Annotated in this window: 26 protein-coding genes; 1 reads left to right on the top strand and 25 read right to left on the bottom strand. The window is 39.5% G+C overall.

Features of this window, described 5'->3' with window-relative positions; translation table 11 throughout:
- Positions 1 to 9: 9 nt before the first annotated feature.
- The 20 genes from lepA to HMPREF0848_RS03850 form a co-directional block, all read right to left on the bottom strand.
- Positions 10 to 1,842, bottom strand: a complete 1,833-nt coding sequence (lepA, locus tag HMPREF0848_RS03760; RefSeq protein ID WP_002888464.1) for a translation elongation factor 4 — start codon at positions 1,840 to 1,842, stop codon at positions 10 to 12.
- A 121-nt stretch (positions 1,843 to 1,963) separates the two neighbouring features.
- Positions 1,964 to 2,128 (bottom strand): hypothetical protein, encoded by a 165-nt coding sequence (locus HMPREF0848_RS10700; RefSeq protein ID WP_008534734.1) that lies wholly within the window; start codon positions 2,126 to 2,128, stop codon positions 1,964 to 1,966.
- Positions 2,129 to 2,225: 97 nt separating this feature from the next.
- Positions 2,226 to 2,990 carry a (S)-acetoin forming diacetyl reductase gene (locus HMPREF0848_RS03765; RefSeq protein ID WP_008534735.1) on the bottom strand — a complete coding sequence of 255 codons (765 nt, stop codon included), beginning with the start codon at positions 2,988 to 2,990 and terminating at the stop codon, positions 2,226 to 2,228.
- Between the two features lie 212 nt (positions 2,991 to 3,202).
- Positions 3,203 to 3,496 carry a rhodanese-like domain-containing protein gene (locus HMPREF0848_RS03770; RefSeq protein ID WP_008534736.1) on the bottom strand — a complete coding sequence of 98 codons (294 nt, stop codon included), beginning with the start codon at positions 3,494 to 3,496 and terminating at the stop codon, positions 3,203 to 3,205.
- A 1-nt stretch (position 3,497) separates the two neighbouring features.
- Positions 3,498 to 3,911 carry a nucleoside-diphosphate kinase gene (gene ndk, locus HMPREF0848_RS03775; RefSeq protein WP_198003205.1) on the bottom strand — a complete coding sequence of 138 codons (414 nt, stop codon included), beginning with the start codon at positions 3,909 to 3,911 and terminating at the stop codon, positions 3,498 to 3,500.
- Between the two features lie 177 nt (positions 3,912 to 4,088).
- Positions 4,089 to 5,432 carry a methylenetetrahydrofolate--tRNA-(uracil(54)-C(5))-methyltransferase (FADH(2)-oxidizing) TrmFO gene (trmFO, locus tag HMPREF0848_RS03780; protein WP_008534738.1) on the bottom strand — a complete coding sequence of 448 codons (1,344 nt, stop codon included), beginning with the start codon at positions 5,430 to 5,432 and terminating at the stop codon, positions 4,089 to 4,091.
- A 117-nt stretch (positions 5,433 to 5,549) separates the two neighbouring features.
- Positions 5,550 to 6,926 carry a HAMP domain-containing sensor histidine kinase gene (locus HMPREF0848_RS03785; RefSeq protein WP_156685093.1) on the bottom strand — a complete coding sequence of 459 codons (1,377 nt, stop codon included), beginning with the start codon at positions 6,924 to 6,926 and terminating at the stop codon, positions 5,550 to 5,552.
- Entirely contained in the window at positions 6,917 to 7,576 is a 660-nt protein-coding gene (locus tag HMPREF0848_RS03790; RefSeq protein WP_008534741.1) for a response regulator transcription factor, read from the bottom strand. The genes HMPREF0848_RS03785 and HMPREF0848_RS03790 overlap by 10 nt, the downstream gene beginning before the upstream one ends.
- 35 nt (positions 7,577 to 7,611) lie before the next feature.
- Positions 7,612 to 8,436, bottom strand: coding sequence for a TraX family protein (locus HMPREF0848_RS03795; RefSeq protein ID WP_008534743.1), 825 nt, complete (start codon positions 8,434 to 8,436; stop codon positions 7,612 to 7,614).
- A 114-nt stretch (positions 8,437 to 8,550) separates the two neighbouring features.
- A complete protein-coding gene (topA, locus tag HMPREF0848_RS03800) occupies positions 8,551 to 10,695 on the bottom strand; it encodes a type I DNA topoisomerase (protein WP_008534745.1) in 2,145 nt (714 codons plus the stop codon).
- Positions 10,696 to 10,862: 167 nt separating this feature from the next.
- The gene (gene dprA / locus HMPREF0848_RS03805) at positions 10,863 to 11,702 is read right to left on the bottom strand and encodes a DNA-processing protein DprA (protein WP_008534747.1); all 840 of its coding nucleotides are present in this window, start codon (positions 11,700 to 11,702) and stop codon (positions 10,863 to 10,865) included.
- Positions 11,703 to 11,770: 68 nt separating this feature from the next.
- Positions 11,771 to 12,691 carry an ROK family protein gene (locus tag HMPREF0848_RS03810; protein ID WP_008534749.1) on the bottom strand — a complete coding sequence of 307 codons (921 nt, stop codon included), beginning with the start codon at positions 12,689 to 12,691 and terminating at the stop codon, positions 11,771 to 11,773.
- A 10-nt stretch (positions 12,692 to 12,701) separates the two neighbouring features.
- A complete protein-coding gene (locus HMPREF0848_RS03815) occupies positions 12,702 to 13,469 on the bottom strand; it encodes a ribonuclease HII (RefSeq protein ID WP_037608900.1) in 768 nt (255 codons plus the stop codon).
- Positions 13,456 to 14,310, bottom strand: a complete 855-nt coding sequence (gene ylqF / locus HMPREF0848_RS03820; RefSeq protein WP_002891069.1) for a ribosome biogenesis GTPase YlqF — start codon at positions 14,308 to 14,310, stop codon at positions 13,456 to 13,458. The genes HMPREF0848_RS03815 and ylqF overlap by 14 nt, the downstream gene beginning before the upstream one ends.
- Before the next feature lie 128 nt (positions 14,311 to 14,438).
- The gene (locus HMPREF0848_RS03825) at positions 14,439 to 15,128 is read right to left on the bottom strand and encodes an XRE family transcriptional regulator (RefSeq protein ID WP_002891070.1); all 690 of its coding nucleotides are present in this window, start codon (positions 15,126 to 15,128) and stop codon (positions 14,439 to 14,441) included.
- 94 nt (positions 15,129 to 15,222) lie between these two features.
- Positions 15,223 to 15,738: a transcription repressor NadR gene (locus tag HMPREF0848_RS03830; protein WP_008534751.1), complete on the bottom strand. Its 516-nt coding sequence runs from the start codon at positions 15,736 to 15,738 to the stop codon at positions 15,223 to 15,225.
- Positions 15,739 to 15,760: 22 nt separating this feature from the next.
- Complete coding sequence (locus HMPREF0848_RS03835; protein ID WP_008534752.1) at positions 15,761 to 16,288, bottom strand: ECF transporter S component; 528 nt, start codon at positions 16,286 to 16,288, stop codon at positions 15,761 to 15,763.
- A gap of 111 nt (positions 16,289 to 16,399) precedes the next feature.
- The gene (gene ffh, locus HMPREF0848_RS03840; RefSeq protein ID WP_008534753.1) at positions 16,400 to 17,962 is read right to left on the bottom strand and encodes a signal recognition particle protein; all 1,563 of its coding nucleotides are present in this window, start codon (positions 17,960 to 17,962) and stop codon (positions 16,400 to 16,402) included.
- A gap of 32 nt (positions 17,963 to 17,994) precedes the next feature.
- Positions 17,995 to 18,327: a putative DNA-binding protein gene (locus tag HMPREF0848_RS03845; protein WP_002883908.1), complete on the bottom strand. Its 333-nt coding sequence runs from the start codon at positions 18,325 to 18,327 to the stop codon at positions 17,995 to 17,997.
- A 65-nt stretch (positions 18,328 to 18,392) separates the two neighbouring features.
- Complete coding sequence (locus HMPREF0848_RS03850) at positions 18,393 to 19,091, bottom strand: GntR family transcriptional regulator (RefSeq protein WP_008534754.1); 699 nt, start codon at positions 19,089 to 19,091, stop codon at positions 18,393 to 18,395.
- 168 nt (positions 19,092 to 19,259) lie between these two features.
- Here HMPREF0848_RS03850 and guaA point away from each other — a divergent pair, with 168 nt between their 5' ends.
- The gene (gene guaA, locus HMPREF0848_RS03855) at positions 19,260 to 20,822 is read left to right on the top strand and encodes a glutamine-hydrolyzing GMP synthase (protein WP_008534755.1); all 1,563 of its coding nucleotides are present in this window, start codon (positions 19,260 to 19,262) and stop codon (positions 20,820 to 20,822) included.
- 216 nt (positions 20,823 to 21,038) lie between these two features.
- Here the strand turns inward: guaA and adhP are convergent, their stop codons facing one another.
- From adhP to HMPREF0848_RS03880, 5 genes are all read right to left on the bottom strand, one after another.
- Entirely contained in the window at positions 21,039 to 22,058 is a 1,020-nt protein-coding gene (gene adhP / locus HMPREF0848_RS03860) for an alcohol dehydrogenase AdhP (protein ID WP_037608903.1), read from the bottom strand.
- A gap of 121 nt (positions 22,059 to 22,179) precedes the next feature.
- Complete coding sequence (locus HMPREF0848_RS03865) at positions 22,180 to 22,461, bottom strand: DUF5960 family protein (RefSeq protein ID WP_008534758.1); 282 nt, start codon at positions 22,459 to 22,461, stop codon at positions 22,180 to 22,182.
- Positions 22,439 to 22,816, bottom strand: a complete 378-nt coding sequence (locus tag HMPREF0848_RS03870; protein WP_008534760.1) for a hypothetical protein — start codon at positions 22,814 to 22,816, stop codon at positions 22,439 to 22,441. Before HMPREF0848_RS03870 ends, HMPREF0848_RS03865 begins: the two co-directional genes overlap by 23 nt.
- Entirely contained in the window at positions 22,813 to 24,228 is a 1,416-nt protein-coding gene (locus HMPREF0848_RS03875; RefSeq protein WP_008534761.1) for a Y-family DNA polymerase, read from the bottom strand. The genes HMPREF0848_RS03870 and HMPREF0848_RS03875 overlap by 4 nt, the downstream gene beginning before the upstream one ends.
- A 112-nt stretch (positions 24,229 to 24,340) precedes the next feature.
- Positions 24,341 to 25,192 carry an amino acid ABC transporter substrate-binding protein gene (locus tag HMPREF0848_RS03880; protein WP_008534762.1) on the bottom strand — a complete coding sequence of 284 codons (852 nt, stop codon included), beginning with the start codon at positions 25,190 to 25,192 and terminating at the stop codon, positions 24,341 to 24,343.
- Positions 25,193 to 25,195: the final 3 nt, after the last annotated feature.

A 25,195-nucleotide genomic window follows, 5' to 3' on the forward strand; every position in this document is an offset into this window, starting at 1 on the left:
CTATTACTCTTATTTCTCTTCTTCGTCCATTGAAAGCACAGACAAGAAGGCTTCTTGGGGTACTTCCACCGAACCGATGGCTTTCATACGTTTCTTACCGGCTTTTTGTTTTTCGAGGAGTTTACGTTTACGTGAAACGTCGCCACCGTAACATTTCGCCAAGACGTTTTTACGAAGGGCCTTAATATCAGTACGAGCAACAATTTTTTGACCGATAGCCGCTTGAATGGGCACTTCGAATTGTTGACGTGGAATGATTTTCTTAAGTTTATCAACGATAAGTTTTCCACGCTCGTAGGCAAATTCCTTATGCACGATGAAGCTAAGGGCATCGACCTTGTCACCATTAAGGAGAATATCCATTTTCACCAATTGTGAGCGACGGTATTCTGACAATTCATAATCGAAACTTGCATAACCACGAGTTGATGACTTCAATTTATCAAAGAAGTCAAAGACGATTTCAGCAAGTGGAATCTGATAGATAACGTTAACACGATTATCATCGATGTATTCCATAGTCTCAAAATCACCACGTTTACGTTGCGCCAACTCCATAACAGCACCAACATACTCTTGAGGAACCATGATTTGAGCTTTAACATAAGGCTCTTCAATAGCATCAATACGTGTAGGATCTGGGAACTCAGAAGGGTTAGACACTTCAAGCATCTCACCGTCAGTAGTATTAACATGGTAAACTACCGATGGTGCTGTCATGATAAGGTCAATGTTAAACTCACGTTCCAAACGTTCTTGGATAACATCCATGTGAAGAAGACCCAAGAAACCACAACGGAAACCAAAACCAAGGGCTTGAGACGTTTCAGGCTCAAATTGAAGACTGGCATCGTTCAACTGGAGTTTTTCAAGAGCTTCACGCAAGTCATTGTATTTATTAGACTCAATTGGATAAAGACCGGCGAAGACCATTGGATTCATTTGCTTATAGCCATGAAGTGGCTCTGCCGCTGGATTGTCCGCAAGTGTTACTGTATCACCGACACGGGTATCCGCGACAGTCTTGATTGAGGCTGCCACATAACCAACATCACCAGTCGCAAGGTAGTCACGGCCAACAGCCTTAGGTGTGAAGATACCCACCTCAGTAACGTCAAAGGTCTTACCATTAGACATCATTTGAATCTTATCGCCAGGTTTCACCATTCCGTTAACCACACGCACTTGGAGGATAACCCCACGGTAAGCATCGTAAACAGAGTCAAAGATAAGGGCTTGAAGAGGCGCATCTACATCGCCTTGAGGCGCAGGAACCTTTTCTACGATTTGCTCAAGAATCTCCTCGATACCAATACCGGCCTTGGCTGAGGCAAGCACTGCTTCAGAGGCATCTAGACCAATAACATCTTCAATTTCTGTACGGACACGTTCAGGATCTGCGGCTGGAAGGTCAATCTTATTAATAACCGGCAAAATTTCCAAGTCATTATCAAGTGCCAAGTAAACATTGGCGAGTGTCTGTGCTTCAATCCCTTGAGCAGCATCTACTACAAGGATAGCACCTTCACAGGCAGCAAGAGAACGAGACACCTCATAAGTAAAGTCCACGTGTCCTGGTGTGTCAATAAGGTGGAAAATGTAGGTTTCACCATCCTTAGCTGTGTAGTTGAGCTCAATGGCATTTAGTTTAATAGTGATTCCACGTTCGCGCTCAAGGTCCATACTATCAAGGAGTTGCGCCTGCATCTCACGACTAGACACTGTCTCAGTCTTTTCCAAGATACGGTCAGCAAGCGTTGATTTACCATGGTCAATATGGGCAATAATCGAGAAGTTACGAATCTTCTCCTGTCGTTGTTTTAATTCTTCAATATTTGGCATTCTTATCTTTCCTAGTTCTTACTTGTGATTATAAAAAAACTAATCGTTACCTTCTATTATACAAAAAAGACAGGCATTTGCCTATCTCTAATATCTGCTTTCTGATTCCGGTTAAGTCATCCTACTTCTTAAAAGTATCGTTGTAGTGCTTATTAATAATAGCTGAACGTTTGTTCTCTGTTGAACTGCTTGAAAATGGTGCTAAACCAAAGGCTAACACGACAATTCCCAATAGAATGAGGCTGAAAAATGGGTGCTCAGCAATATAGTGTAAAATGTCTGACATAGGAAGACTCCTTTAAGCGTAATTATTTAACCTTATATTATCAGAAATATTATGATTCTTCAAGAAAAAAAGAGAGCTTCCGCTCTCCCTCTTAATCTTAATGGAATTGCATACCACCATCAACGATGATTGTTTGGCCTGTAATGTAGTTTGAGTCAGGTCCAGCAAGGAAGCTTACTGCAGCTGCCACATCTTCAGGCTCAGAAAGACGTTTCAAAGTGATATCTTTTGCGAATGTTTGCATACCCCATTCGTCATCTTTACCAGCATTTTTACCAACTTCGTGGGCAATGTCAAACATCATTGGTGTCTTAACGATACCTGGTGCATATGCATTAACAGTAATACCTGAATCAGCCAAATCACGCGCCAAAGTTTGTGTAATACCACGAACTGCAAATTTAGTACCACCATAGATAGTCAAGTTAGGGTTACCAACGACACCAGCTTGTGAAGTCGCATTGATGATTTTACCACCATGTCCAAGAGCTTTAAATTGTGCTTGGGCAGCTTGGGCACCCCAGATCACACCACCTACATTGATATTGAATGTACGATGGAATTGTTCTTCAGTGATTGTATCAAGTGGAGTTGTAGGTGCGACACCAGCATTATTGACAACAACGTTCAAATCGCCAAAGTGATCAACAACTTTTTGGAAGGCTGCTGCTACCTCAGCTTGTTTAGACACATCTGCTACAACCGCAAATGCTTTGTCTGCTGACAATTCAGCTACCGCTTTATCAGCAGTTTCAGCATTGTAATCTAAAATCCCAACTTTAAATCCATCTTCAACTAAACGTTTTGCAATCGCAAAACCAATACCTTGACCTGCACCTGTAACAATAGCAACTTTAGACATATAAAATCCTCCTCTACCAATTGAGGCCCTACTTCGTTGATCCAACAAAGCTTATCTCAATCGGAATACGCAAAGTTAGTCAAGTTCTGGCAAAGTCATTTTCATAAGCTTTGTCTTAACTTAAATAAGATTTTACGCTTATATGAAAGCGTTGTCAAGTAAATGTCATACTTTTCTGAAAATAGATAAGGAATATCTGTTATTTTGTCCTATTATAAAACGAACTCAAAGCCTAGTGCTTCCATGTCGTCCAAGCCACCAAGGTTGGTAACATTGCTATAACCTCTCTCATGAAGCACTGCTGCAGCAAAGTCAGCCCGAGGTCCCATTTTACAATAAAGGTAAATTGAATCGTCTTTTTTAGCTGGAATGTCAGCTGTGAAAAACTGCGTGTGAGGTATTAATAAAGCATCCTTAACATGTCCTTCTGCATACTCTTCCGGACTACGAACATCAATGAGCAATCCACCTTGAGCTATATCATTTTGAATCTGCTTTAAATCCATGTTATTTACCAAACCAAAGCTCGATTTCTCGAGCCGCAGATTCTTCTGAATCGGAACCATGAACAATATTTTGTATGCCATGTTCATCGGGTGCGGTCGCAAAGTCACCTCGAATTGTGCCAGGAGCAGCTTCACCAGGATTTGTCGCTCCCATCATATCACGCCATGATTTGATAACACCTGGCCCCGAAAGAATCCCAATAATTGCCGGCCCACTCATCATATAGTTTGTAATACTAGAGAAGAATGGCTTATCTACCAACTGAGCATAATGCTTTTTAAGGCGCTCTAGGTCAAGCGTTAGCATTTCCATACGTTCAATAGTAAAGCCACGACGCTCAATACGGTCAATGACTTGTCCAACGAGGTGACGTTTAACAGCGTCTGGTTTAATGATAAATAATGTTTTTTGCATGATTTCAACTTTCATTATTTTCTTTTCATTTTACCACAGGATGCCACTTTTTGCAGACTTGGGCCTTTTATAGTCTCTAACTATATGACAGGTAACAAATTAACTATTTTTCATTAGCGTGATTATGCTGCTAATTACAAAATCCCTTACCAATACAGTAAGGGATTTTGTTGTTTTTTAATCTTGAATAAAAGCTTGTAAATCTTTAAGAGCTCGCTCTGCAATTTTTTCATAACGCTCTTTCTTATCACGAATACGTGGGCCTTCTAACTCTTTGATAATACCGAAGTTAACATTCATTGGTTGGAAATGTTTGCTTTCAGCATGTGTCACATAATAGGGAAGACTCCCGATAGCTGTTGTGTGAGGGAAGATAACCTCATCTTCACCCATAAAGAGACGGGCAGCATTGATGCCGGCAACCAAACCTGAAGCAGCCGATTCAACATAACCTTCAACACCAGTCATTTGTCCCGCAAAGAACAAGTTAGGGTTTGATTTTGATTGGAAGGTCTGTTTAAGCAAGTTTGGCGAATCCATGTAAGAGTTGCGGTGCATTACCCCATATCGCACAAATTCAGCGTTTTCAAGACCTGGAATCATTTGGAAGACACGCTTTTGCTCTCCCCATTTGAGGTGGGTTTGGAAACCAACGATATTGTAGAGGCTACCAGCCGCATTGTCCTGACGAAGCTGAACAACCGCATAAGGTGTCTTGAAATCCCCATCACGTGGTCCCTTATAATCCTCAGGATACTCCAAACCAACTGGTTTCATAGGACCATAGAGCATTGTCTTGATACCACGTTTAGCCATAACCTCGATAGGCATACAGCCCTCGAAATACTTTTCTTTTTCAAAAGAATTCAAAGGAGCTTCTTCAGCTGTTGTCAAGGCCTCGTGGAAGGCCATGAACTCTTCCTTGGTCATTGGACAGTTTAGGTAAGCTGCTTCACCCTTGTCATAGCGTGACTTAAGGTAGACCTTGTTCATGTCGATAGTCGCTTTATCAACAATCGGTGCAGCGGCATCATAGAAATAGAACCCATCTCCACCGTTAAGCTTGTGAATTTTTTCAGCTAAAGCATCAGAAGTCAAAGGACCTGAAGCAATAACTGTAATGGCATCATCAGGAATTTCTGTGATTTCTTCACGGATAACTTCAATTAGTGGGTTGTTTTCAATTTCAGCTGTCACTGCTTCTGCATAACCTTCACGGTCCACAGCCATGGCACCACCAGCTGGCACACGGTGAGCTTCTCCATTTCGCATAATGATCGAGTCCAAGCGACGCATTTCTTCTTTAAGAAGCCCTACAGCATTTGTCAAGCTATCGCCACGGAAAGAGTTAGAGCAAACCAATTCTGCAAAGTTTGTTGTCTTATGCTGAGGTGTTGCTTTGACCCCACGCATTTCATATAGTTTTACCGGAATACCACGTTTAGCAATCTGATAAGCTGCTTCAGAGCCGGCCAATCCAGCTCCAATCACGTTAATATAATCTGCTTTTGATTGAGACATGACACTAATACCTCTTCGAGAACAAGATGAAATCCTGCCCCCACAAATCTTTCTTCATTTTTACTCTTAGTAGTATAGCAAAAAACTCCTCATCTGGCGACTAGGAGTCATCTGTATTTAAAGGGGTAAAATGATAGTCACTTTAGCACCACCCGTGCTATCGTCATTCGAAAGAGCAAGACTACCATGGTGTAAGCGAATAATATCATTGGCAATAGTCAGACCAAGGCCACTATGATTGCGGCTCTGTCTACTTTTATCCTCTTGATAAAAGAGCTGAGTAGCCTTTTCAAGAGATTCAAGGGAAAATCCAGGACCAGAATCAAGGTAGATAAACTTGAATTCATCTTCTTCTACCCTAGCAGTCAGGAGCAACTGACTGCCACTGGGTGTATACTCTACGGCATTTGAAACAATATTCATAAAAGCTCGATTCAACAAGGACCTGTCCCAATGGCCTATGATTGCTTTCTTAATCTCCTTCTTGTCAAATGCTACATTGATTTGTTTGGTTTGAGCTAGTGACAAGGTTTGATCGTAAATATCTTCAACAAATTCCCTAACCGAAATGTCTTCAAGCGTCAAGCTTTTCGTCAAACTCGTTTTGTTGAGTTCAGACAACTCTTTAACATAAGCATCAACCTGTGTAATCCCCTTTTGAAAATGTTCTAATAAGTCCATCTGTTCCGCATCCAAGGAAGTCATGGCTAAGAGGTCTGCATTCCCACGAGCAACTGTCAGTGGGGTCTTCAAATCATGTGTCAGGGCAGAAATCTGATTTTGCTTATCTTGCTCTGCCTTCCAATTTTCCATCAAGGACTCACGAAGTGCTACACGCATATGATCCAAGCTACTTAAAACCTGATTGAATTCCTTAATTGTAGACTGGGAGGTTTGAAAATCCAAGTCTTGTTGGGAAATTTTTTCAGTAGCTTTTAATATAGGTTTAAGCTGCTGACTTAATTTATTTGCATAGTAAAAAGTTAAAATAATAAATAGGAGGAGAATGGATACAAACATTGAGCCAATCATCATAAGATCAGCATTAGGAAAATGCTGATTCATCCACGCATTATGATACCTAGGTGATAATTGATAGTTGACAATGACTATGCCATCTGACCGTTCAAAAGACTGAAAATAGCCGTATATCCCACCGTGAGCATTCTTGAATTGGTAATTTAGTAAGGATTCTTCTTGCAAGTTAACAGGCATGTTAGACTTTTTAAGCTTAAAATCCCTAGTTAAAAAGACATAACTCGTACCATCAGGTAAAATCTCGGGATTAAAGACCTTAGAAGTTTCAATATCACTTCTCACAGCAGACAAATCACTCTCAACTTGATTTGCTGGAATCACAACTCCAAAACGATAAGACAAGCTGAACAAATACAAAATAAGAAGACTGCTGATTGCCGAGAGGACCGTCAGGCTAACGACATAAGATAACAAGATTGTTCTTAGAGAGTGTTCTCGTTTTTTAATTAGTGCCACTTGTAACCAATCCCCCAAACTGTTTCAATAGGATTTTGCCCAACATCTTTGAGCTTTGCACGGATATTTTTAATATGTTCAGCCACTGCTGTTGGACTTCCTTTATCCTCATAGCCGTACAAATGCGTGTAGATTTGTTCTTTTGAAAAGACTTGGCCCTTATTTTCAGCCAGAAACTGACAAATACCATATTCCGACTTAGTTAAATCTAACAACTGATTCTCAACATAAAGCTCCTGAGCCGACAAATCAAACTGAAAATCTCCAAGTGAAAGCTTATGGTGACGTTCACGACTTTCACGTCTCAAGTGAGCCGCCACACGCGCTTGAAGTTCTTTAACCCCAAATGGTTTGCAAATATAATCATCCGCCCCATAGCTCAGTCCCTGAACGATATCCCCTTCTTGCGTTCTGGCTGTAATAAAAAGTATGGGGCAATCCACCTGATCCCGAATCTCATGACAAAACTGGAGACCGTCAACATCAGGCATCATGATATCCAGTATAATCAAGTCAAACCGTGGAAGCGAGTTCTTATCCAAATCTAAAACACTTGTAAACCCCGTCACCTTATGATTTTTAAGCTCTAAAGCTTTTACAACCAATTTCACAATATCTTCTTGATCATCAATAACAAGTATTTGAGCCATAAGCTTTCCTTTCGTACAAAATTACCTTTATCATATCATCTATAGAAGATAACTGACAAGGCGTAGAGTAGATAAATATGTGTTGGGTAAAAGACATAGAATAAATATTTTGACCCATTCCCTCTTTGACCGTTATAACAAAGCATCAAAGGAGCTGCAAATATTTCCATCCATTCAATGTATTTAAACATTAAATCGTGAAAAGAAGGTCTAGTTAGAACAATCGCCATTAGTACCCAAACAAGACTAACACTCACAAAAGCAAGCACTTCTTTCTTAAGATTCTTATGACAAAGATACATAGCGATACCGGTCAACAGCAACCATGTTCCTCCATCACTGATAGACGTATGAGTTGGAAACACTGTGTAATTAAGTAAATTTATGAATAAAGTAAAGACTGGTTTGTTTTGACCTAACAGATAAAAAGGTACCAATAACCATGGAAGCAGCAATGGGAAAAGTAAGGTTGGGATTCCTTTTAGATATTTCTTTTCTTGAATCCAAGCAATACCTTGAAGAGCAACGAGCAAGATAGCAAATGACGACAGCATCATATTTTGCGGAAAGAAACCATCTGGCCTTACAAGAGGATGTAGAAAATTATAGAATCCAAACTGAATCAATCCCATCAAAATCGCTAAAGCATAAATCTTTAGGAAGTATTTTTTTCGATTGTGTGTATTAACGAAACCTTCAATCACAGCAAATAGAAATAAGGGGGCTGCTAATCTCCCAATCATAGTAAACCAAATAGGTATTTTCCCTGTATAGTCAAAAAAATAATGAATATGGTCGAATACCATAGTAATGAGGGCTATATATTTGAGTTGGAAACCTGATAGACTTAAACGTTTCATAATAACTCTCCTTTCTTTCATTCTTAGTATAAAAAACAAATTTAAGGAAAGTATCAGTTTTTTGGATAAAATACAAAAAACTATCCCAAGTCTTAACTTGAGATAGCTATGTCTTTATTTAACAACAGATTCTTTGTAGTCACACTCTTCGTTACTACAGATGACTTGTTTGCCACCACCACGTACTTTCTTCTCGACGAGGTAATCGCCTGATTTAGGACAGTTACGTCCAACAGGAATATCCCACGACGTAAATTCACAGTCAGGATAGCGATCACAACCATAAAAGACACGATTACGTTTTGTCTTACGTTCGATGACCTGACCTTGACCACAGGTTGGACAAGTAACGCCAATTTCTTTTGTAATGGCCTTGGTGTTATGACAGTCTGGGAAATTACTACATGCGTAGAACTTACCGTAGCGACCAAGTTTGATGACCATTGGGTGACCACAGAGGTCACAATCAAAACCAGCAGGCTCATCCTTAATTTGGATTTTTTCAATACCTTCTTCAGCTTTTTCCAATTCTTTTTGGAAAGGTTTGAAGAATTCATCAATTACCTTCTGCCATTGTTCCTTACCAATTTCAACCTTATCAAGTTTACCCTCCATTTCAGCGGTGAATTTAACATCCACGATGTCAGGGAAAAATTCGACGATTAAGCTATTAACGATTTCACCAAGTTCTGTTGGTTCAAAACGTTTAGCCACCAATTTGACATAGTAGCGACGTTGGATAACATCAAGCGTTGGCGCATAAGTTGACGGACGACCGACACCATTTTCTTCCAGTGTCTTAATCAGTGTCGCTTCAGAATAGCGTGCAGGAGGTTGCGTGAAGTGTTGTTCAGGCGTTGTCACAACCTTCTTAACCGTATCACCTTCTGCCATATCAGGAAGCATTTTATTCTTATCAGAGTCGTTGTAAACGGCCATATAACCATCGAACTTGATTTGGCTACCATTTGCAGTGAAAATGACTCCGTTTTGAGACAAGGTCACCTTCATCGTATCGAATACTGCAGCTGTCATTTGACTCGCTACAAAACGATTCCAGATAAGAGTATAAAGCTTAAGCTGATCCTTATCCAAATACTTTGCAATGCTTTCTGGTGTTTGGAAAACATTTGACGGACGAATAGCCTCATGGGCATCTTGTGCTCCTGAACTATTTTTCACCTTGCTGCCGTGTTTTGAATACTTAGAACCAAAGCGTTCTGTAATAAATTCAGCAGCCTGGTTTTGTGCAACAGGACTGATACGTGTTGAGTCCGTACGCATATAGGTAATCAAACCTTGAGCGCCTGAACCCAGATTAATCCCTTCATACAACTGTTGAGCAACCATCATGGTCTTACGTGTTCGGAAGTTAATCTTATTGGCAGCATCCTGTTGAAGAGATGAAGTTGTATATGGCAATGGCGCATTACGACGGCGTTCTTTTTTCTCTACTTTATCTACGTTAAAATCATCACTTGTGATACGAGACAGAACGGCTTGAACATCCTCATTATTGTTGAGCTTAAGCTTTTTACCATCCAAGCCATAGAAGCTAGCCTGAAACTTCTTAGCACCCTTCTTAAAGGCACCATCAATAGTCCAGTATTCTTCTGGTTTAAAGGCCTTAATTTCATTTTCACGGTCGATAATGAGCTTAAGAGCTACCGATTGTACACGCCCGGCCGAAAGACCTTTCTTAACCTTCTTCCATAGAAGCGGTGAAATAGAGTAACCCACAATACGGTCCAAGACACGACGAGCTTGCTGGGCATCTACCAAGTCCATGTCAATGGCGCGTGGCTCTACAAAGGCATTTTTTACTGCGTCTTTAGTAATTTCGTTAAAAACAACACGATTCTTATCATCTGGCTCTAATCCAAGAATATGTGACAAATGCCATGAAATGGCTTCCCCTTCACGGTCCGGGTCACTTGCGAGAAAGACTTGCTTGGCTTTTTTTGCTTCTTTCTTCAATTCATTGATAAGAGGTCCCTTACCTCGAATATTGATGTACTGAGGTTCGTAGTTGTTTTCAAAATCAATCGACATACTTGATTTTTTCAAATCACGGATATGCCCAACAGAGGCTACAACTTTATAGTTGCGGCCAAGATACTTCTCAATCGTTTTCGCTTTAGCAGGAGACTCCACGATGACCAAATTTTTCTTTGGTGTCGCTCTCTTTTTAGTCGCCTTTTTAGCTGTCGTTTTCTTTGTTGTTTTAGTTTTCGTTTTTGTTGTCGTTGCTGTCGCCATAGACTATTTCCTTATAATGTTATAAACTGGCTGCGCCACTCATCTGTCTAAAATCTAGTCACAAGACATTAAAAAATGAAACATCTTGGACCGAGCAACTAACATGATACCTTCCTTTTCTTTAACTGTCAATAAAAAACTTTATCTCTATAGGAGAACTTTGATTTTCAAGAAAACTCTGAAAGGATGTCAAACCCTGTCGTAATGCACTTTGCGCCCTCTTGAATTAAGTGATGACATCCGTCTGACTTTCCATCTAAAATATTTCCTGGAATAGCAAAAACATCTCTACCTTCTTCCATGGCACGCTCACAAGTAATCAGACTTCCAGAGCGAAGTTTTGCTTCTACGACCATAACTCCTTGACACAATCCAGAAATAATCCGATTTCGTTCAGGAAAGTGGTACTTGAGAGGCTGTTCACCCGGTCCATATTCTGAAAGAACTAAATGATTTTTGGACATATAGTCCTGCAAAGATTTATTTTCTTTTGGATAATAAACATCAAGTCCTGTCCCGATAACTGCAATGGTCTTACCTTTATTTTTCAAGGCCTCCATATGAGCACAAGTATCAATCCCACGCGCCAAACCACTCACAATAGTAAAGTGATTCCCAAGTTCACTAACAATTTTTCGAACAGACTGTTTGCCTATTTCGGAGCACTTTCTTGCCCCAACAACAGCTAGCTTTGGTTTACTTAGCAAATCAATATTCCCTTGATAAAAGAGGAGGACAGGTGGATTATAGCTATGCTTCAGCTCAATGGGATACTCCTTATCAAAAATTGATAGGGTCGGAAAACGTTGAAAATCTTCCTTAAGCTGCTTAATATCTAAATTCTTGTATTTTTCCATAAAGAGAACTGCATTTTTAGACTTAGATACCACTGCCATATCACGTAAGCTCAGTTTTTTATCTTGATTTTTTTGATAGTCTAAAATATTAAGAATATTTAAATTTGTCAATCCAGCTGCTTTTAGTTTAAAAAGTTCAAAGTTATTCATGTAACTACCTCCATTTCATTATTCGCAAGAGAAATAGAAAAAAAGCCCCTTCATGGAACTTTTGTTAATTATAAGACATTTTCAGAAGTAAAATATGATGCCGCTCCTAAGAGGTTACTGTCGTTATGGAAATGACAAGCTTGAATTGTTATCGGCTCAAAACCTAATTCTGGCTTTTCATTAAATAACTCTTCATAAGCATTAACAATACCTTCTATCAAAGCATTTTGGCTGCTGATGCCTCCACCGATAACAACTCCCTCCAACTTGAATAAACTCTGCAAATTAAGAATCAGAACAGCAATTTCATGACAATAGTCCTTAAATAGACGTTTTAGTTGTTCAGAGTGATTTTCATCTAAAGCCGAGAAAACTTCTAAACTATCATCCTGTTTTAAACCAAGTATTTGACTAGATTCATGAACGAAACCTACCGCAGAACCTTTATTATCGACAAGGCTAATCAGTGCTTGCTTAAATAAGGTCCACTGGAAAGGGAGAGCTGTTTGACTCTTGCTTTGGGGACTTGGAGAACGCAAATATCGGGTAACCGACAGAGGAGTTAACAAATCCCCCTGTGAGACAATGCCTAAGCCAACACCGGTACCTAAAACCAAGGCAGCACCACAATCCAAATCCTGTAAGCTACCATATCTTGCTTCAGCCAAAGCTGCCGCATCAGCATCATTGATAACCTTTACAGGCAGTTGAAATGTTTTTGACAAGCGTGTCCCCAGAGGAATGGCTGTCAAATAAGGAATAAGACCACCCTTGAAAACAAAACCTCGTTTACTATTAATTTCGCCCGGGCATGCAATAGCAATACCAGAAATACCATTCTTAAATGATGAAATAATACTCTCTAAAGTTATCCAGAAATTATCTAGGGACGATGGTGTAGGCACTTTAGATTGGTTGCTAATTCTAAAATCATTATCAACTAATCCAAATTTGATAAAGGTCCCTCCAATATCAATAGCTAAAATCACGCCACTTCACCTACTTTTTTATGATTGACTTTATTGGTTCGAAGCTTCTTCTATGAATTGGTGTTACACCAAATTTATCTATGCCAGACAGATGATTTTTGGTGCCATAGCCTGCATTTTGGTCAAAGGCGTAGCCAGGGAACTCCTGATCATAGTCAGCCATCATCTTATCCCGAGTTACCTTTGCTACGATCGAAGCTGCTGCGATAGATAAAGAATTAGCATCCCCTTTTATGATTGATGTTTGTCCTATTGGTAGGTCCAAGCTCATGGCATCAATTAACAAATGTTCTGGTTTGGGACTCAGTTTTTCAATAGCTTCAGCCATAGCAAGCTTGGTTGCTTCATAAATATTGACGTCATCAATCACATGATTATCCTTAATACCAATACCGACAGCTACTGCTTCCTTCATTACCTGCTTATAGATAGCTTCATGTTTAGATTTTGGAATCTTTTTACTGTCATTGAGACCTTTTATTTTACAAAGCTTTGGTAAGATAACCGCTGCAGCTACCACTGGCCCAGCCAAAGGGCCACGTCCAACTTCATCAACACCTGCAATGAGTTCAACTCCCTGAGCATAAAGCGACTTTTCGTAACTGAGCATCATTTCTAAGCGTTCTTCCTCAGCAATCTCAGCTAGGATAGCTTTGCGACGTTGCTTTATGGCAGTCTGTACACCAGATCGACTATCTTCCTCAAAACTTGCCCATCGGTAGTCATCAAGATTTGTCAATGCTGCCAATTGCTCCTTGACTTCTTTAATTGTCGCCATCAGTATCGACCCCAACAATATCAAGTGTGTAACGGCCTAGTTTTCCATCACGAACTTCTTTGACAAATAGATTATAAAAACGGTCATAATCTTCACGGAAGCCAAGTTTTCGAGTCATTTCCATAATGATTTCTGGTGCCTCTTCTTCAAGTTCAATCCCTTTGAAGCGTTCCTCTAAACGTTCAGGATAGTAAGTTTTAAAATAGTTGAGTCCAAATATCGTCACTTCATCCATTGGCAATAGCTGGTCCTTGATGGCACCAGTCAAAGCGAGCTTCAATCCAACCAATTCATCTTCAAACTTAGGCCACAAAATACCTGGAGTATCAAGAATTTCCAAGTCTTTATTAGACTTCAACCACTGTTGACCTTTTGTAACGCCGGGTTTATTTCCTACAACAGCAATCTTTTTACCAGCTAAGCGGTTCATTAAGGTAGATTTCCCTGCATTTGGAATCCCAATAATCATGGTTCGTAAGGTCTCTTTCTGAATACCGCGTTCACGTAGCCGTTGAATCTTGTCAGCCATAAGACTCTTAGCAGCGTCTGTTACCAATTTAACTGTAGATTGTTCCTTGGAATTGATGGCCAAGGTTTTAATCCCTTGACTCTTAAAATAGGTACGCCATTCTTTCGTACGATTACTGTCAGCCAGGTCAGCCTTATTGAGAATTAGAAGCTTTGGTTTATCGCCAACAATTTTGGTCAGCATAGGGTTCTGACTCGAAAGTGGCAAACGTGCATCCACTAAAATTGTAACAAAATCAACATGTTTAAGGTTCTCCTGAACCTGTCGACGGGCCTTAGACATGTGACCTGGAAACCATTGAATAGTAGCCATATATGTTTCTCCTTTTGTATTCTTAGCAAAATATCATTTAAAATCTTTAAAAAAAGCCAAATCATTGGCTTTGCTTTACTTAGTATTATAACAGATTTAATTTGAGATGCCCAATTGATAAAAGTTGCCTACCCCTCAACAGGCATAAAGTTACCAACAATCTTACCAATGATTCGAGGATCTTCGTCATAGGGTGCAAACTTATCACCATAACGTTTATTGAGAGAAACTAAACGAAGGCCCTCTTCCTCACGATAGACCTTTTTGATATAGGTTTGACCATCCCAGTCTACAGCATAAACAGCTCCATCATAATCAAAGCCTGTTTGTTTGATTAGCACTACTTCTCCATTTAGGTAGGTAGGTTCCATAGAGTCTCCAAATACCCATGACGCAAAATCATGATCTAATTCTTCATCATAGAAAACTTCATCGTAATTGCCATCACCAAAGTAGGTATAACCCGTTCCGGCTGACAAACGCTCGAAAACTTTGTAAGAATATAACGGAATAACAGGTGCCTTCTGCTTTTCTGCTTCTTGCTCCTCCAAGAGAGCCTTAGTGAGTCGCAAAGCTTCCTGACGATTTTCCTCATTTAATTCCAAGTACACTTCTACAATCTCATGTTCAGATAGAAAATATGTCTCAGCTACACCAAAAAGTTCAGCCAATACTGATAGATTCTTTTGATTTGGTTTCGTCTTACCATTTTCCCAGTTAAAATAAGAGGAGCGAGAAATTCCTAGATGCTTAGCCACTGCTGCCTGACTCATTCCTTGTGCTTCTCGAATTTCCTTAAGTCGTTGTCCTGAAAACATAGCTACCTCCGTAAGTTAATAAACTAACATAAGTTTATCAAAAAAAGCAGTTAACTTCAAGTGAAACTAACTACTTTTACAATTCTCTTTTGTATTATTCTTTAACTAAAAATCCTAGATGGTTTAGTGCCTCTTCTATATAAGCCATATCCTGTTCACTATCTGCTTCGACAAGATGGTAATGAACACCATTTGTTAAATCAGATAAGGGACGAAAGTCATTTGACGATGATTGATCTAAAAAATGACTAACATCTCGACGACAAGTCAATTTCAACAAAGTCTGAATTTCTCCGTAAACTGGATGATCTATCATGATATTTTGAATACGTCCTCCATTATCAACAATAGCCAAAAGCTCATCTTTCATATCTAACACAGTATGATTCACCTTAAACAGCCTACGTATATAACAATTGTCATCGCTACTTTTATAGATATAGCCCCTATTAGTTGAAATAATCTGGGCACCATCTGCACGTAAGAGGGCAATATCTTGAACAATGATTTGACGTGTCACACCAAAATGCTCCGCCAAACTTTGTCCATTCATTGCTTCTTTAGCTCCCTTTAAGAGTGCCAATAATTCTTCTTTTCGATTTGAAGCCATAGACAAACCCTCCCTCTTTCAACTAGCGTATTTTTCGAATACTTTTGAAAATCGTTAATGCTATTACATAGTCTATCATACTATGGATAATAGTGCCAAAACCAACTAAAACAAAAAGAACATAGAACAGTTTTTGGAAATCCTCACCAGTTACAGAATAAAAAATCACGCAAGCAAGAACTTCACCTAAGGCATGGATAAGTCCTAAAACAAAGTTGAAAAGTAATGATGATTTATGGTTTTCTATCGTTTGTGGAAATTTTTTCAAATAGAGTGCGCCTAAAAAACCAAATATAATATGAGAAAAGGCTCTAAAAACAACCACAATCGGATAGCCCGCCATAAAGTATCCCAAACTAGAAGCTAAGATAACAAAAGCTGCTACCCAGGGCGATATAAACATAGCTAGAAATATTGGAACATGACTCCCCAAAGTATACGAAGCCGGTGGGATGATTAGTTTAATTGGCATAATACTTGGGATAAGGATAGCAATTGCAGTTAATAAAGCTGCAAAGGTCATTTCTTGAATTCTCTTTTTAGGTTTCATTATTTACTCCTTTTACTGTATATACATTAGTATATTACAGTGTATAGTTATATAAGTCAATAATTTTCAGAAAAAAACACTAGAGCAAAGTGCCCTAGCGTTCTAAGTTTCTTATTTACGTTTTTTCTTAGCTTTTTTCATCTTGTTAGCTTGACGCTTCATCGCATGTTTCATGGCAAATGAACCAACCTTACCTTTAAGACCACCACCAAGCATTTGGCTTAGATCCATATTACCAAGATCTGGCATACCTGCGCCACCCATCATGCCTTCAAGAGCAGACATGTCCATATTACCCATATCAGGCATATTTGGCATGTTTTTTGGCAGATTATTTGGGTTAAGACCCATTTGACGCATCATTTGCTCCATATCACCAGACATAACACTTTGCATCATTTGTTTGGCTTGGTTGAAGTCTTTAATAAACTTGTTTACTTCAATAAAGGTATTCCCTGAACCATTTGCAATACGGCGACGACGACTTGGTGTCAAAAGATCTGGATTTTCACGCTCTTCTGGTGTCATTGATGATACAATGGCACGCTTGCGTGCAATCTGTTTCTCGTCTACTTTAACATTAGCCAAGGCTGGATTGTTAGCCATACCTGGCAACATCTTAAGCAAATCCTCCATAGGACCCATATTTTGTACTTGGTCTAATTGGTCGATGAAGTCATTGAAGTCAAAGGTATTTTCACGCATCTTTTCAGCCAACTCAAGAGATTTTTTCTCGTCGTACTCTTGAGAAGCTTTTTCAATAAGGGTAAGAAGGTCACCCATACCTAAGATACGGCTTGACATACGGTCTGGGTGGAAAGTCTCAATATCTGTGATTTTCTCACCAGTACCTGTGAATTTAATTGGCTTACCAGTAATCTCACGAATAGAAAGAGCCGCACCACCACGTGTGTCACCGTCAATTTTAGTAAGAACGACACCTGTGATATCTAGTTGTTCATTGAACTCCTTGGCAACGTTAGCAGCTTCCTGACCAATCATGCTATCTACAACCAAGAGAATTTCGTTTGGATGAGCAAAATTCTTAATATCATGCAACTCTTGCATGAGAGTCTCGTCAATCTGCAAACGACCAGCCGTATCAATCAAGACATAGTCATTCTTATTGGCACGCGCTTGTTCCAAACCATTTTTGACAATCTCAACCGCCGGTGTCTCTGTACCCATATCAAAAACAGGAACATTGATTTGTTGTCCCAAAGTCTTCAACTGGTCAATGGCTGCTGGACGATAAATATCCGCAGCAATCATCATTGGACGAGCTTCTTGTTCTTTAATCAGCTTATTAGCCAATTTACCAGCAAAGGTTGTTTTACCAGCCCCTTGGAGACCAACCATCATAATGATTGTTGGAATCTTTGGAGATTTCTCAATTTCAGATGTTTCAGACCCAAGAATATCTGTCAATTCTTCATTAACGATCTTGATGATTTGTTGCGAAGCATCAAGAGTATCAATGATTTCGTGACCTACAGCACGTTCACGAACACGTTTAATGAATGTCTTAACAACTGGTAGGGCTACGTCTGCTTCAAGAAGTGCCAGACGAATCTCTTTAGTGACTTCTTGAACTTCTTTCTCTGAAAGTTTTCCTTTACGTCTTAAATTTTTGAAAACGCCTTGCAAGCGTTCCGTTAAGCTTTCAAAAGCCATATATCATTTCCTCTCTTAATTTCTGCTTGAATCTAATCTCTATTATCAATGCTGCTAAGCACAGCAATTTGTTCCTGAAGATAGCTATCGTCTGGGTATTTTTCCATAATATCATCAAAAATTTGACTACGAACGATGTAATCTGAATACATATGTAGTTTCATCTCGTAAGCTTCTAAAATCTTCTCAGTACGCTTGATATTATCATATACAGCCTGACGACTCACACCAAATTCCTCGGCAATTTCTGCCAAACTATAATCATCCGCATAATATAGCTCAATATAGTTCATCTGCTTATCTGTTAACAAGGCTGCATAGAACTCAAAAAGGGCATTCATGCGATTGGTTTTTTCAATTTCCATAAGCTCCATTTTACCATAAAATCATGGTGTTAGCACGATTCTTGTGCAGAAAAAAGCCGTGACTGTTAATTGTTCTCCAAATAAAATTCAAAACGGTCGCCAACATAGTAACTTCGTACATATTCGAAAGCCTGCCCGTCTTGGAGGAAGGAAATCTGTGTCAAACTCAAGAGAGCATCACCGATCTTAACCTTTAGGTGCTTGGCTAGACTACTATTGGCCAAACTGGCTGATATGGTCTGCTGACTTTTCCCTATTTCATAGCCATTATCAGTTAAGGTTTTGAAGAAGTGTTCGGTAATTTCTGATTCCTTAAAACCTCGGATAATTTTCTCAGGGATACTAGCAATCTCATAGGCAACTGGAATGTCATCGGCAAAGCGAACACGTTCCATACGAATGACATAGGACTGCGGTAAAACACCTAAATTCTTGATTTCAAATTCATTGGGATGTACACGTTGATAAGAAATAAGCTCACTAGATGGTTTCTTGCCTTGGGATTTGACAATCTCAGTAAAACTCGTAGTTCCACGCATCTTTTCCTTAACTCGACTGCTAGCCACAAAAGTACCACTGCCTGGTTTGCGTTCTAAAATCCCCTCATCCACTAAAAGTGTTATGGCCTGACGAACAGTCATACGACTCACATCAAAAGTCTCGCAAAGATCTCGCTCGCTAGGGAGACGTTGCCCGATTTTCCAAGTACCATCATCAACATCTTCCTTAATCTTATCATGTATGCGAATATACGCTGGTAACATCTAATACCCCCTTCTGTACCCCTATTTTACAAAAAAAGGGACAGAATTGTAAAGATGAGTATGATACTTACAGTTTCTCGTATAAATCTAGGTGCTAAGTCCATAAATTTGTGATACAATGATTGCATAAGAAAGAGTCCATGTGTGACGTAAAAAGAAAGGGTAATAATGACTGACATTTCTACTTTGAATGATGTGCAGAAAATCATTGTTCTAGACTATGGTAGCCAATACAATCAGCTGATTGCACGTCGTATTCGTGAATTTGGTGTTTTCTCTGAATTGAAGAGCCATAAAATTACCGCTGATGAAGTCCGTGCCATCAATCCTATTGGTATCGTACTTTCTGGTGGTCCAAACTCTGTTTATGCCGAAGATGCATTTGGTATTGACGAAGAGATTTTGGAACTTGGTATCCCAATTCTTGGTATCTGTTACGGAATGCAACTTTTGACCCACAAACTCGGTGGTAAAGTTGTTCCAGCTGGTGAAGCAGGTAACCGTGAGTATGGCCAATCAACACTTCGCCTTCGTGCCCAATCAGAACTCTTTGCAGGAACTCCTGAAGAACAAGTTGTTCTTATGAGCCACGGTGATGCAGTTACAGAAATTCCAGAAGGTTTCCATCTTGTTGGTGACTCAGTAGATTGCCCATTCGCCGCGATGGAAAATACTGAGAAAAACTTCTATGGTATCCAATTCCACCCAGAAGTTCGTCACTCTGTATATGGTAATGATATCTTGAAAAACTTTGCTTTTGGTATCTGTGGTGCCAAAGGTGACTGGTCAATGGCTAACTTCGTAGATATGCAAATTGCACAAATCCGTGAAACAGTTGGTGACCGTAAAGTCCTTCTTGGACTCTCAGGTGGGGTTGACTCATCTGTTGTTGGTGTCCTTTTGCAAAAAGCTATCGGAGATCAATTGACATGTATCTTCGTTGACCACGGTCTTCTCCGTAAAGGTGAAGGTGACCAAGTTATGGAGATGCTCGGAGGTAAATTTGGCCTTAACATTATCCGTGTTGATGCTTCTAAACGCTTCCTAGACCTATTGGCTGGTGTTGATGATCCTGAGAAAAAACGTAAAATTATCGGTAACGAGTTTGTTTACGTCTTCGATGACGAAGCAAGCAAGCTTAAAGGCGTTGACTTCCTAGCTCAAGGAACACTTTATACTGATATTATTGAATCAGGTACTGAGACAGCTCAAACAATCAAATCTCACCACAACGTCGGTGGTCTTCCAGAAGACATGCAGTTTGAATTGATTGAACCGCTTAATACCCTCTTTAAAGATGAAGTACGTGCCCTTGGTACTGAAATGGGAATGCCTGACGAAGTCGTTTGGCGTCAACCATTCCCAGGACCTGGACTTGCCATCCGTGTTATGGGTGAAATCACTGAAGAGAAACTTGAAACTGTTCGTGAGTCTGATGCTATCCTTCGTGAAGAAATTGCCAAAGCTGGTCTTGACCGTGACGTATGGCAATACTTCACTGTTAACACAGGCGTTCGTTCTGTCGGGGTTATGGGTGACGGCCGTACTTACGACTACACTATCGCTATCCGTGCTATCACTTCAATTGACGGGATGACAGCTGACTTTGCGAAACTTCCATGGGAAGTTCTCCAAAAGATTTCTGTTCGAATCGTTAACGAAGTTGACCACGTTAACCGTATCGTCTACGATATTACAAGTAAACCACCTGCAACTGTTGAGTGGGAATAAAACTAAACACTTCAAAAGCGCTGAACTAATCCGTTCAACGCTTTTTTTGTTATACATTCAAATGACGCTATTGGCAAATAAAAATGCCATCGACACAAATACATCAATGGCATTTTTATCTCATTTTTATCTTATGTGACTTCTTTCGAAATGTGATTTAGCAGCCTATACCACTACTCACTTAAAATCATATGACTAACCTTTGATAAAGTATTCTTACTTAGTGAAATCCAGTACTTTACGTCCTTGGATTTGTCCTTTTTCCATTTGATCAAAGACTTCTACTGCTGTATCAACAGGAACGGTTTCAACAACTGGTACTACCAAACCTTGTGCACCAAAGTCAAAGGCTTCTTCCAAGTCTTTACGTGTACCTACAAGAGATCCAACAACACGGATACCATCTAGAACTGTTTTGACAATTGAGAGCTCCATATATTCAGATGGTAGACCAACCGCAACGACTGTCCCACCGGCACGTACACTATCGACAGCCTGGTTGAAAGCAACTTTAGAAACAGCTGTTACAACTGCACTGTGAGTACCACCAGTTTTTTCTTGGATATAGCCTGCCACATCTTTAACTTCCTTACCATTTACAACTAAATCAGCACCAGACTCTTTAGCCAAATCAAGTTTATCTTGGTTGATATCAACAGCTACTACTCGTGCATTAAACACTTTCTTAGCGTATTGAATAGCCAAGTTACCTAGTCCTCCAGCGCCGTAGATTGCAACCCATTGACCAGGTTCAATTTTAGCCTCTTTAATCGCTTTATAGGTTGTAACTCCCGCACAAGTAATAGATGAAGCTTGAGCTGGGTTAAGTCCTTCCGGAACTTTCACAGCGTAGTCAGCTGTAACCAAGGCATAGTCACTCATACCACCATCCACATTATAACCTGCATTTTTTACAGAACGACAGAGAGTTTCACGACCAGTTGTACAATATTCACAATGGCCACATCCTTCAAAGAACCAAGCAATTGACACACGGTCACCTTTTTTAAGTGTTTCAACACCTTCACCCACTTCTTCGACAATACCAATTCCTTCATGCCCCAAGATGCGACCTGGAACCTTACCAAAATCTCCATGAGCTACGTGAAGGTCCGTATGACAGACACCACAATATTCCACTTTAACCAAAGCTTGACCATGTCCTACTACCGCTGGTTTGTCATGATTAACAACTTCTACTCCTGTACCTTCATTATTAACAACAACTGCTCTCATTTTAGTTACCTCCATATAAGAACTTTAACACCTTCATTGTAGCACTTACACAACAAATGTCAACGCTTACAATAATTTTTCTCTACCATTTAGAAATTTTCGTGAAAGCCCTTTGTACCAATCAATCATTTCCAAGATACTTGTATTTTCTTACAAGTGTCCTAGAATCCAGAAGACTAACTTCAAAATGGAAATAATGGTTGCGACCATCCCTAGCATTCTCTTTGTTCAATAAAAAATAGTTCTTCTGACTGATTGCCATTTCTCTTAAAATGTCATCCGTCAAGAAGGTCAGAGGTATATCCATAGCAGAATAGCAATAAAAATCTTCTTCAAATTTTAAATAGCTATCAGAAAAATAGTCAATCTGAAGCTTATCGTCATAAATTTTTCTCTTCTTCATTTATGGCTTCAACTCCCAAGCTAATTTCTAGTATATCCTTAATGTAAATCCGTATATGCTGCTTGTCAGATTTTACCGTAACTTGATTAAGATTCAATTCAACCACATAGCCACTATATCTACAGCATCTATTTTTATCCTTCATCTGAAAACTTCCCAATAATTGTCCCGTATAAAGCTGGTTTAATAGGGTAAATTTCTCCAAATCCTCCAAATGACTCGTAAAATCTTCTTTAGTTTTATCTTCATATAAGGAACTTGTGTGTTCTGACAAGAAAAAGCCCATCCACTTCATCATTCCCCTATCCTGGTGCTCCCTAGCTGATTGAAAGGGGAGATAACTACGGTCTATCATTTTAAGCCATCCAATCCTCCAGCAGAGTGTCCACCAATAAGCTTACTACGAACAAGGCTCCTAGAGGCCTCTTGTAAAGCATTAGCCTTTTGAAGAGTAGTAAAGCCAAAATCCTGACGAATGCTATCTATAGCTGTCTGAAGCCTTTCTTCTTTATCAATTTCTTCGGGATTATCAAATAAAGAGAATACTTGAATCTTCTCATCTACAAAATTTGCATAAGAGACACTCACACTTCGAACAGCTCCTCCTTGATACTTCTTCCTAAAGAGTGCAATGACGTGGCTTATTAGTACTCTCGTATTATTAGCCGGTTCAATCTTCATCTGTGCTTGTAGCGAACGCTTGCCCTCTAACTTTGAAAATCCAATGCTAATGGAAACTTGACAAGCTTTCTTATGGGCTCGTCTTAATCTAATGGCTACCTGTTCTGCCATCTCTCTTAGAATCAATTCTATATCAGCTTGATGCTCGTAGTCTCGTGGTAAGATTTGAGAATTTCCTAAGCCATGTGACTTTGGTTTATAAGGTTTATGAACATTACTCTCATCAATACCATTGGCATGAAAAAAGAGGTCCAGTCCAGCAACACCTAATTCCTTTTTAAGGATATCAGGATTGCTATTCGCAAGTTCTCGAATAGAGAAAATTCCCAACTTGTTTAGACGCTTCTCCATTCGCTTTCCAATCCCCCAGAAATCGGTCATATGGGGAATATTCCAAACCTTAGTCTCGACATCTTCATAGGACCAGTTGGCTCTCATAGTAGCCGTATGTTTGGCTTCATTATCAAGAGCTAACTTAGCCAATAAGGGGTTGCTGTTAGACATTCCAACTGTCGAGTAAATACCTGTCTCCCTCCAAATATCTCTTTGAATACGCCCTGAAATCATATCTAACTTATCTTTTCTAGTAACAGTCCTATCGGGAATAAAGTAATTCAGTGACGATGTGAGATCAATGAAACCCTCATCAATCGAGTAGGGAAGAATATCTTCAACACTAGCATAATTCTGGAAAATATGTTGAATCTGAATATTCTTCTTGATATAAAGGTCCATTCTAGGAGCGACGATAAAGGTAACCTTGGCCCAAGATTCGATATAATCTACAAAATCCCTATCCGTTGGCAGTCCTTGTTTTTTGGCATTATAATAATGAAATTTACGAGAATGAATGTCAAAAGGTAAGTCGTAAGAACGACTAACATTTGACTTACCAAAAACTTTTTTAAATATGGGTGAAGAAGCTAGTATCAAACCATTCGCATTTTCAGCCCTACTCATCACACATAGAGAAGTTTTAAGAGGATGCAGGCCACGTTCAACACACTCCACACTCGCATAGAAAGATTTCATATCTACAAAAGCAATATCACTTTGTGGCTCTCTTGAATAATCAAAATATCCCATGATTGCTCCTTTGTTAGTTTATAAACTAACAATAGTATAAAATATAACTTGTTTTATTTCAAGTATTTTTCGTAGAAAATAACAACATCCCTTCTAGAATGTTGTTATCATCTTATTTTTTCCCTTTAACTTGGTCTGTGGCAACATCTTCGCCAAACCATTTGTTAGAAATCTTTTGGAATTCTCCATTTTTATAAAGGGTTTCAAATCCTTGATTAATTTTTGTAATTAGAGTCTTATCTGATTTACGGGCACCTACGGCAAAGCTTTCACCCTCATACCCAGCAGGCATAACGTTATACTGATCCAGAACCCCTGATTTCTCTAGGTAGTAATTAGCGTACACACGGTCAATCAACAAGCCATCAATACGTCCACTCTCCAGGTCAATCAAGGCTTGTGTAAAGGTTGAATATTGGACTGCTTTTTGGTTAGCAACAATGTTCTTCAAAATTTTCGGAGAAGCATTGAAAGCATCATAACCAGAGGAACCTGCCTGAGCACCTAAGGTCTTACCGGACATTCCTGCAACAGAATCAATTCCTGAAGATTTTTTGGTTACCAGTACTTGTTCATTGATCATATAAGGTTCCGTAAAGTCTGCTGACTGCTTACGTTCATCAGTAACTGAGTAGCCATTCCAAATGAGATCAATTGTCCCATTCTTCAGTTCTGTTTCCTTCATATCCCAGTCAATGGCTTGCCATTCAACATCAATACCGTACAATTTAAAAACTGCGGTAGCAAGATCAATATCAAAACCGACATAGCTACCATTTTTCTCCTCATATCCCATAGGAACAAAGGTCGCATCAAAACCAATTTTGATTTTCTTTTCTTTGGTGTAGGTTTGCCACTGGTCTTTCTGAGTTGCAAAATGTGAGCGCGAGCTGCAAGCTGATAGCGCAAACAAAGGCAAAAGAACAAGACAGCCTAGCAAAACTGTTTTTACTATTTTTTTCATGCA

Origin of the sequence: Streptococcus sp. C150 (assembly GCF_000187445.1) — a bacterium.
GTDB classification, from domain to species: Bacteria; Bacillota; Bacilli; order Lactobacillales; family Streptococcaceae; genus Streptococcus; species Streptococcus raffinosi.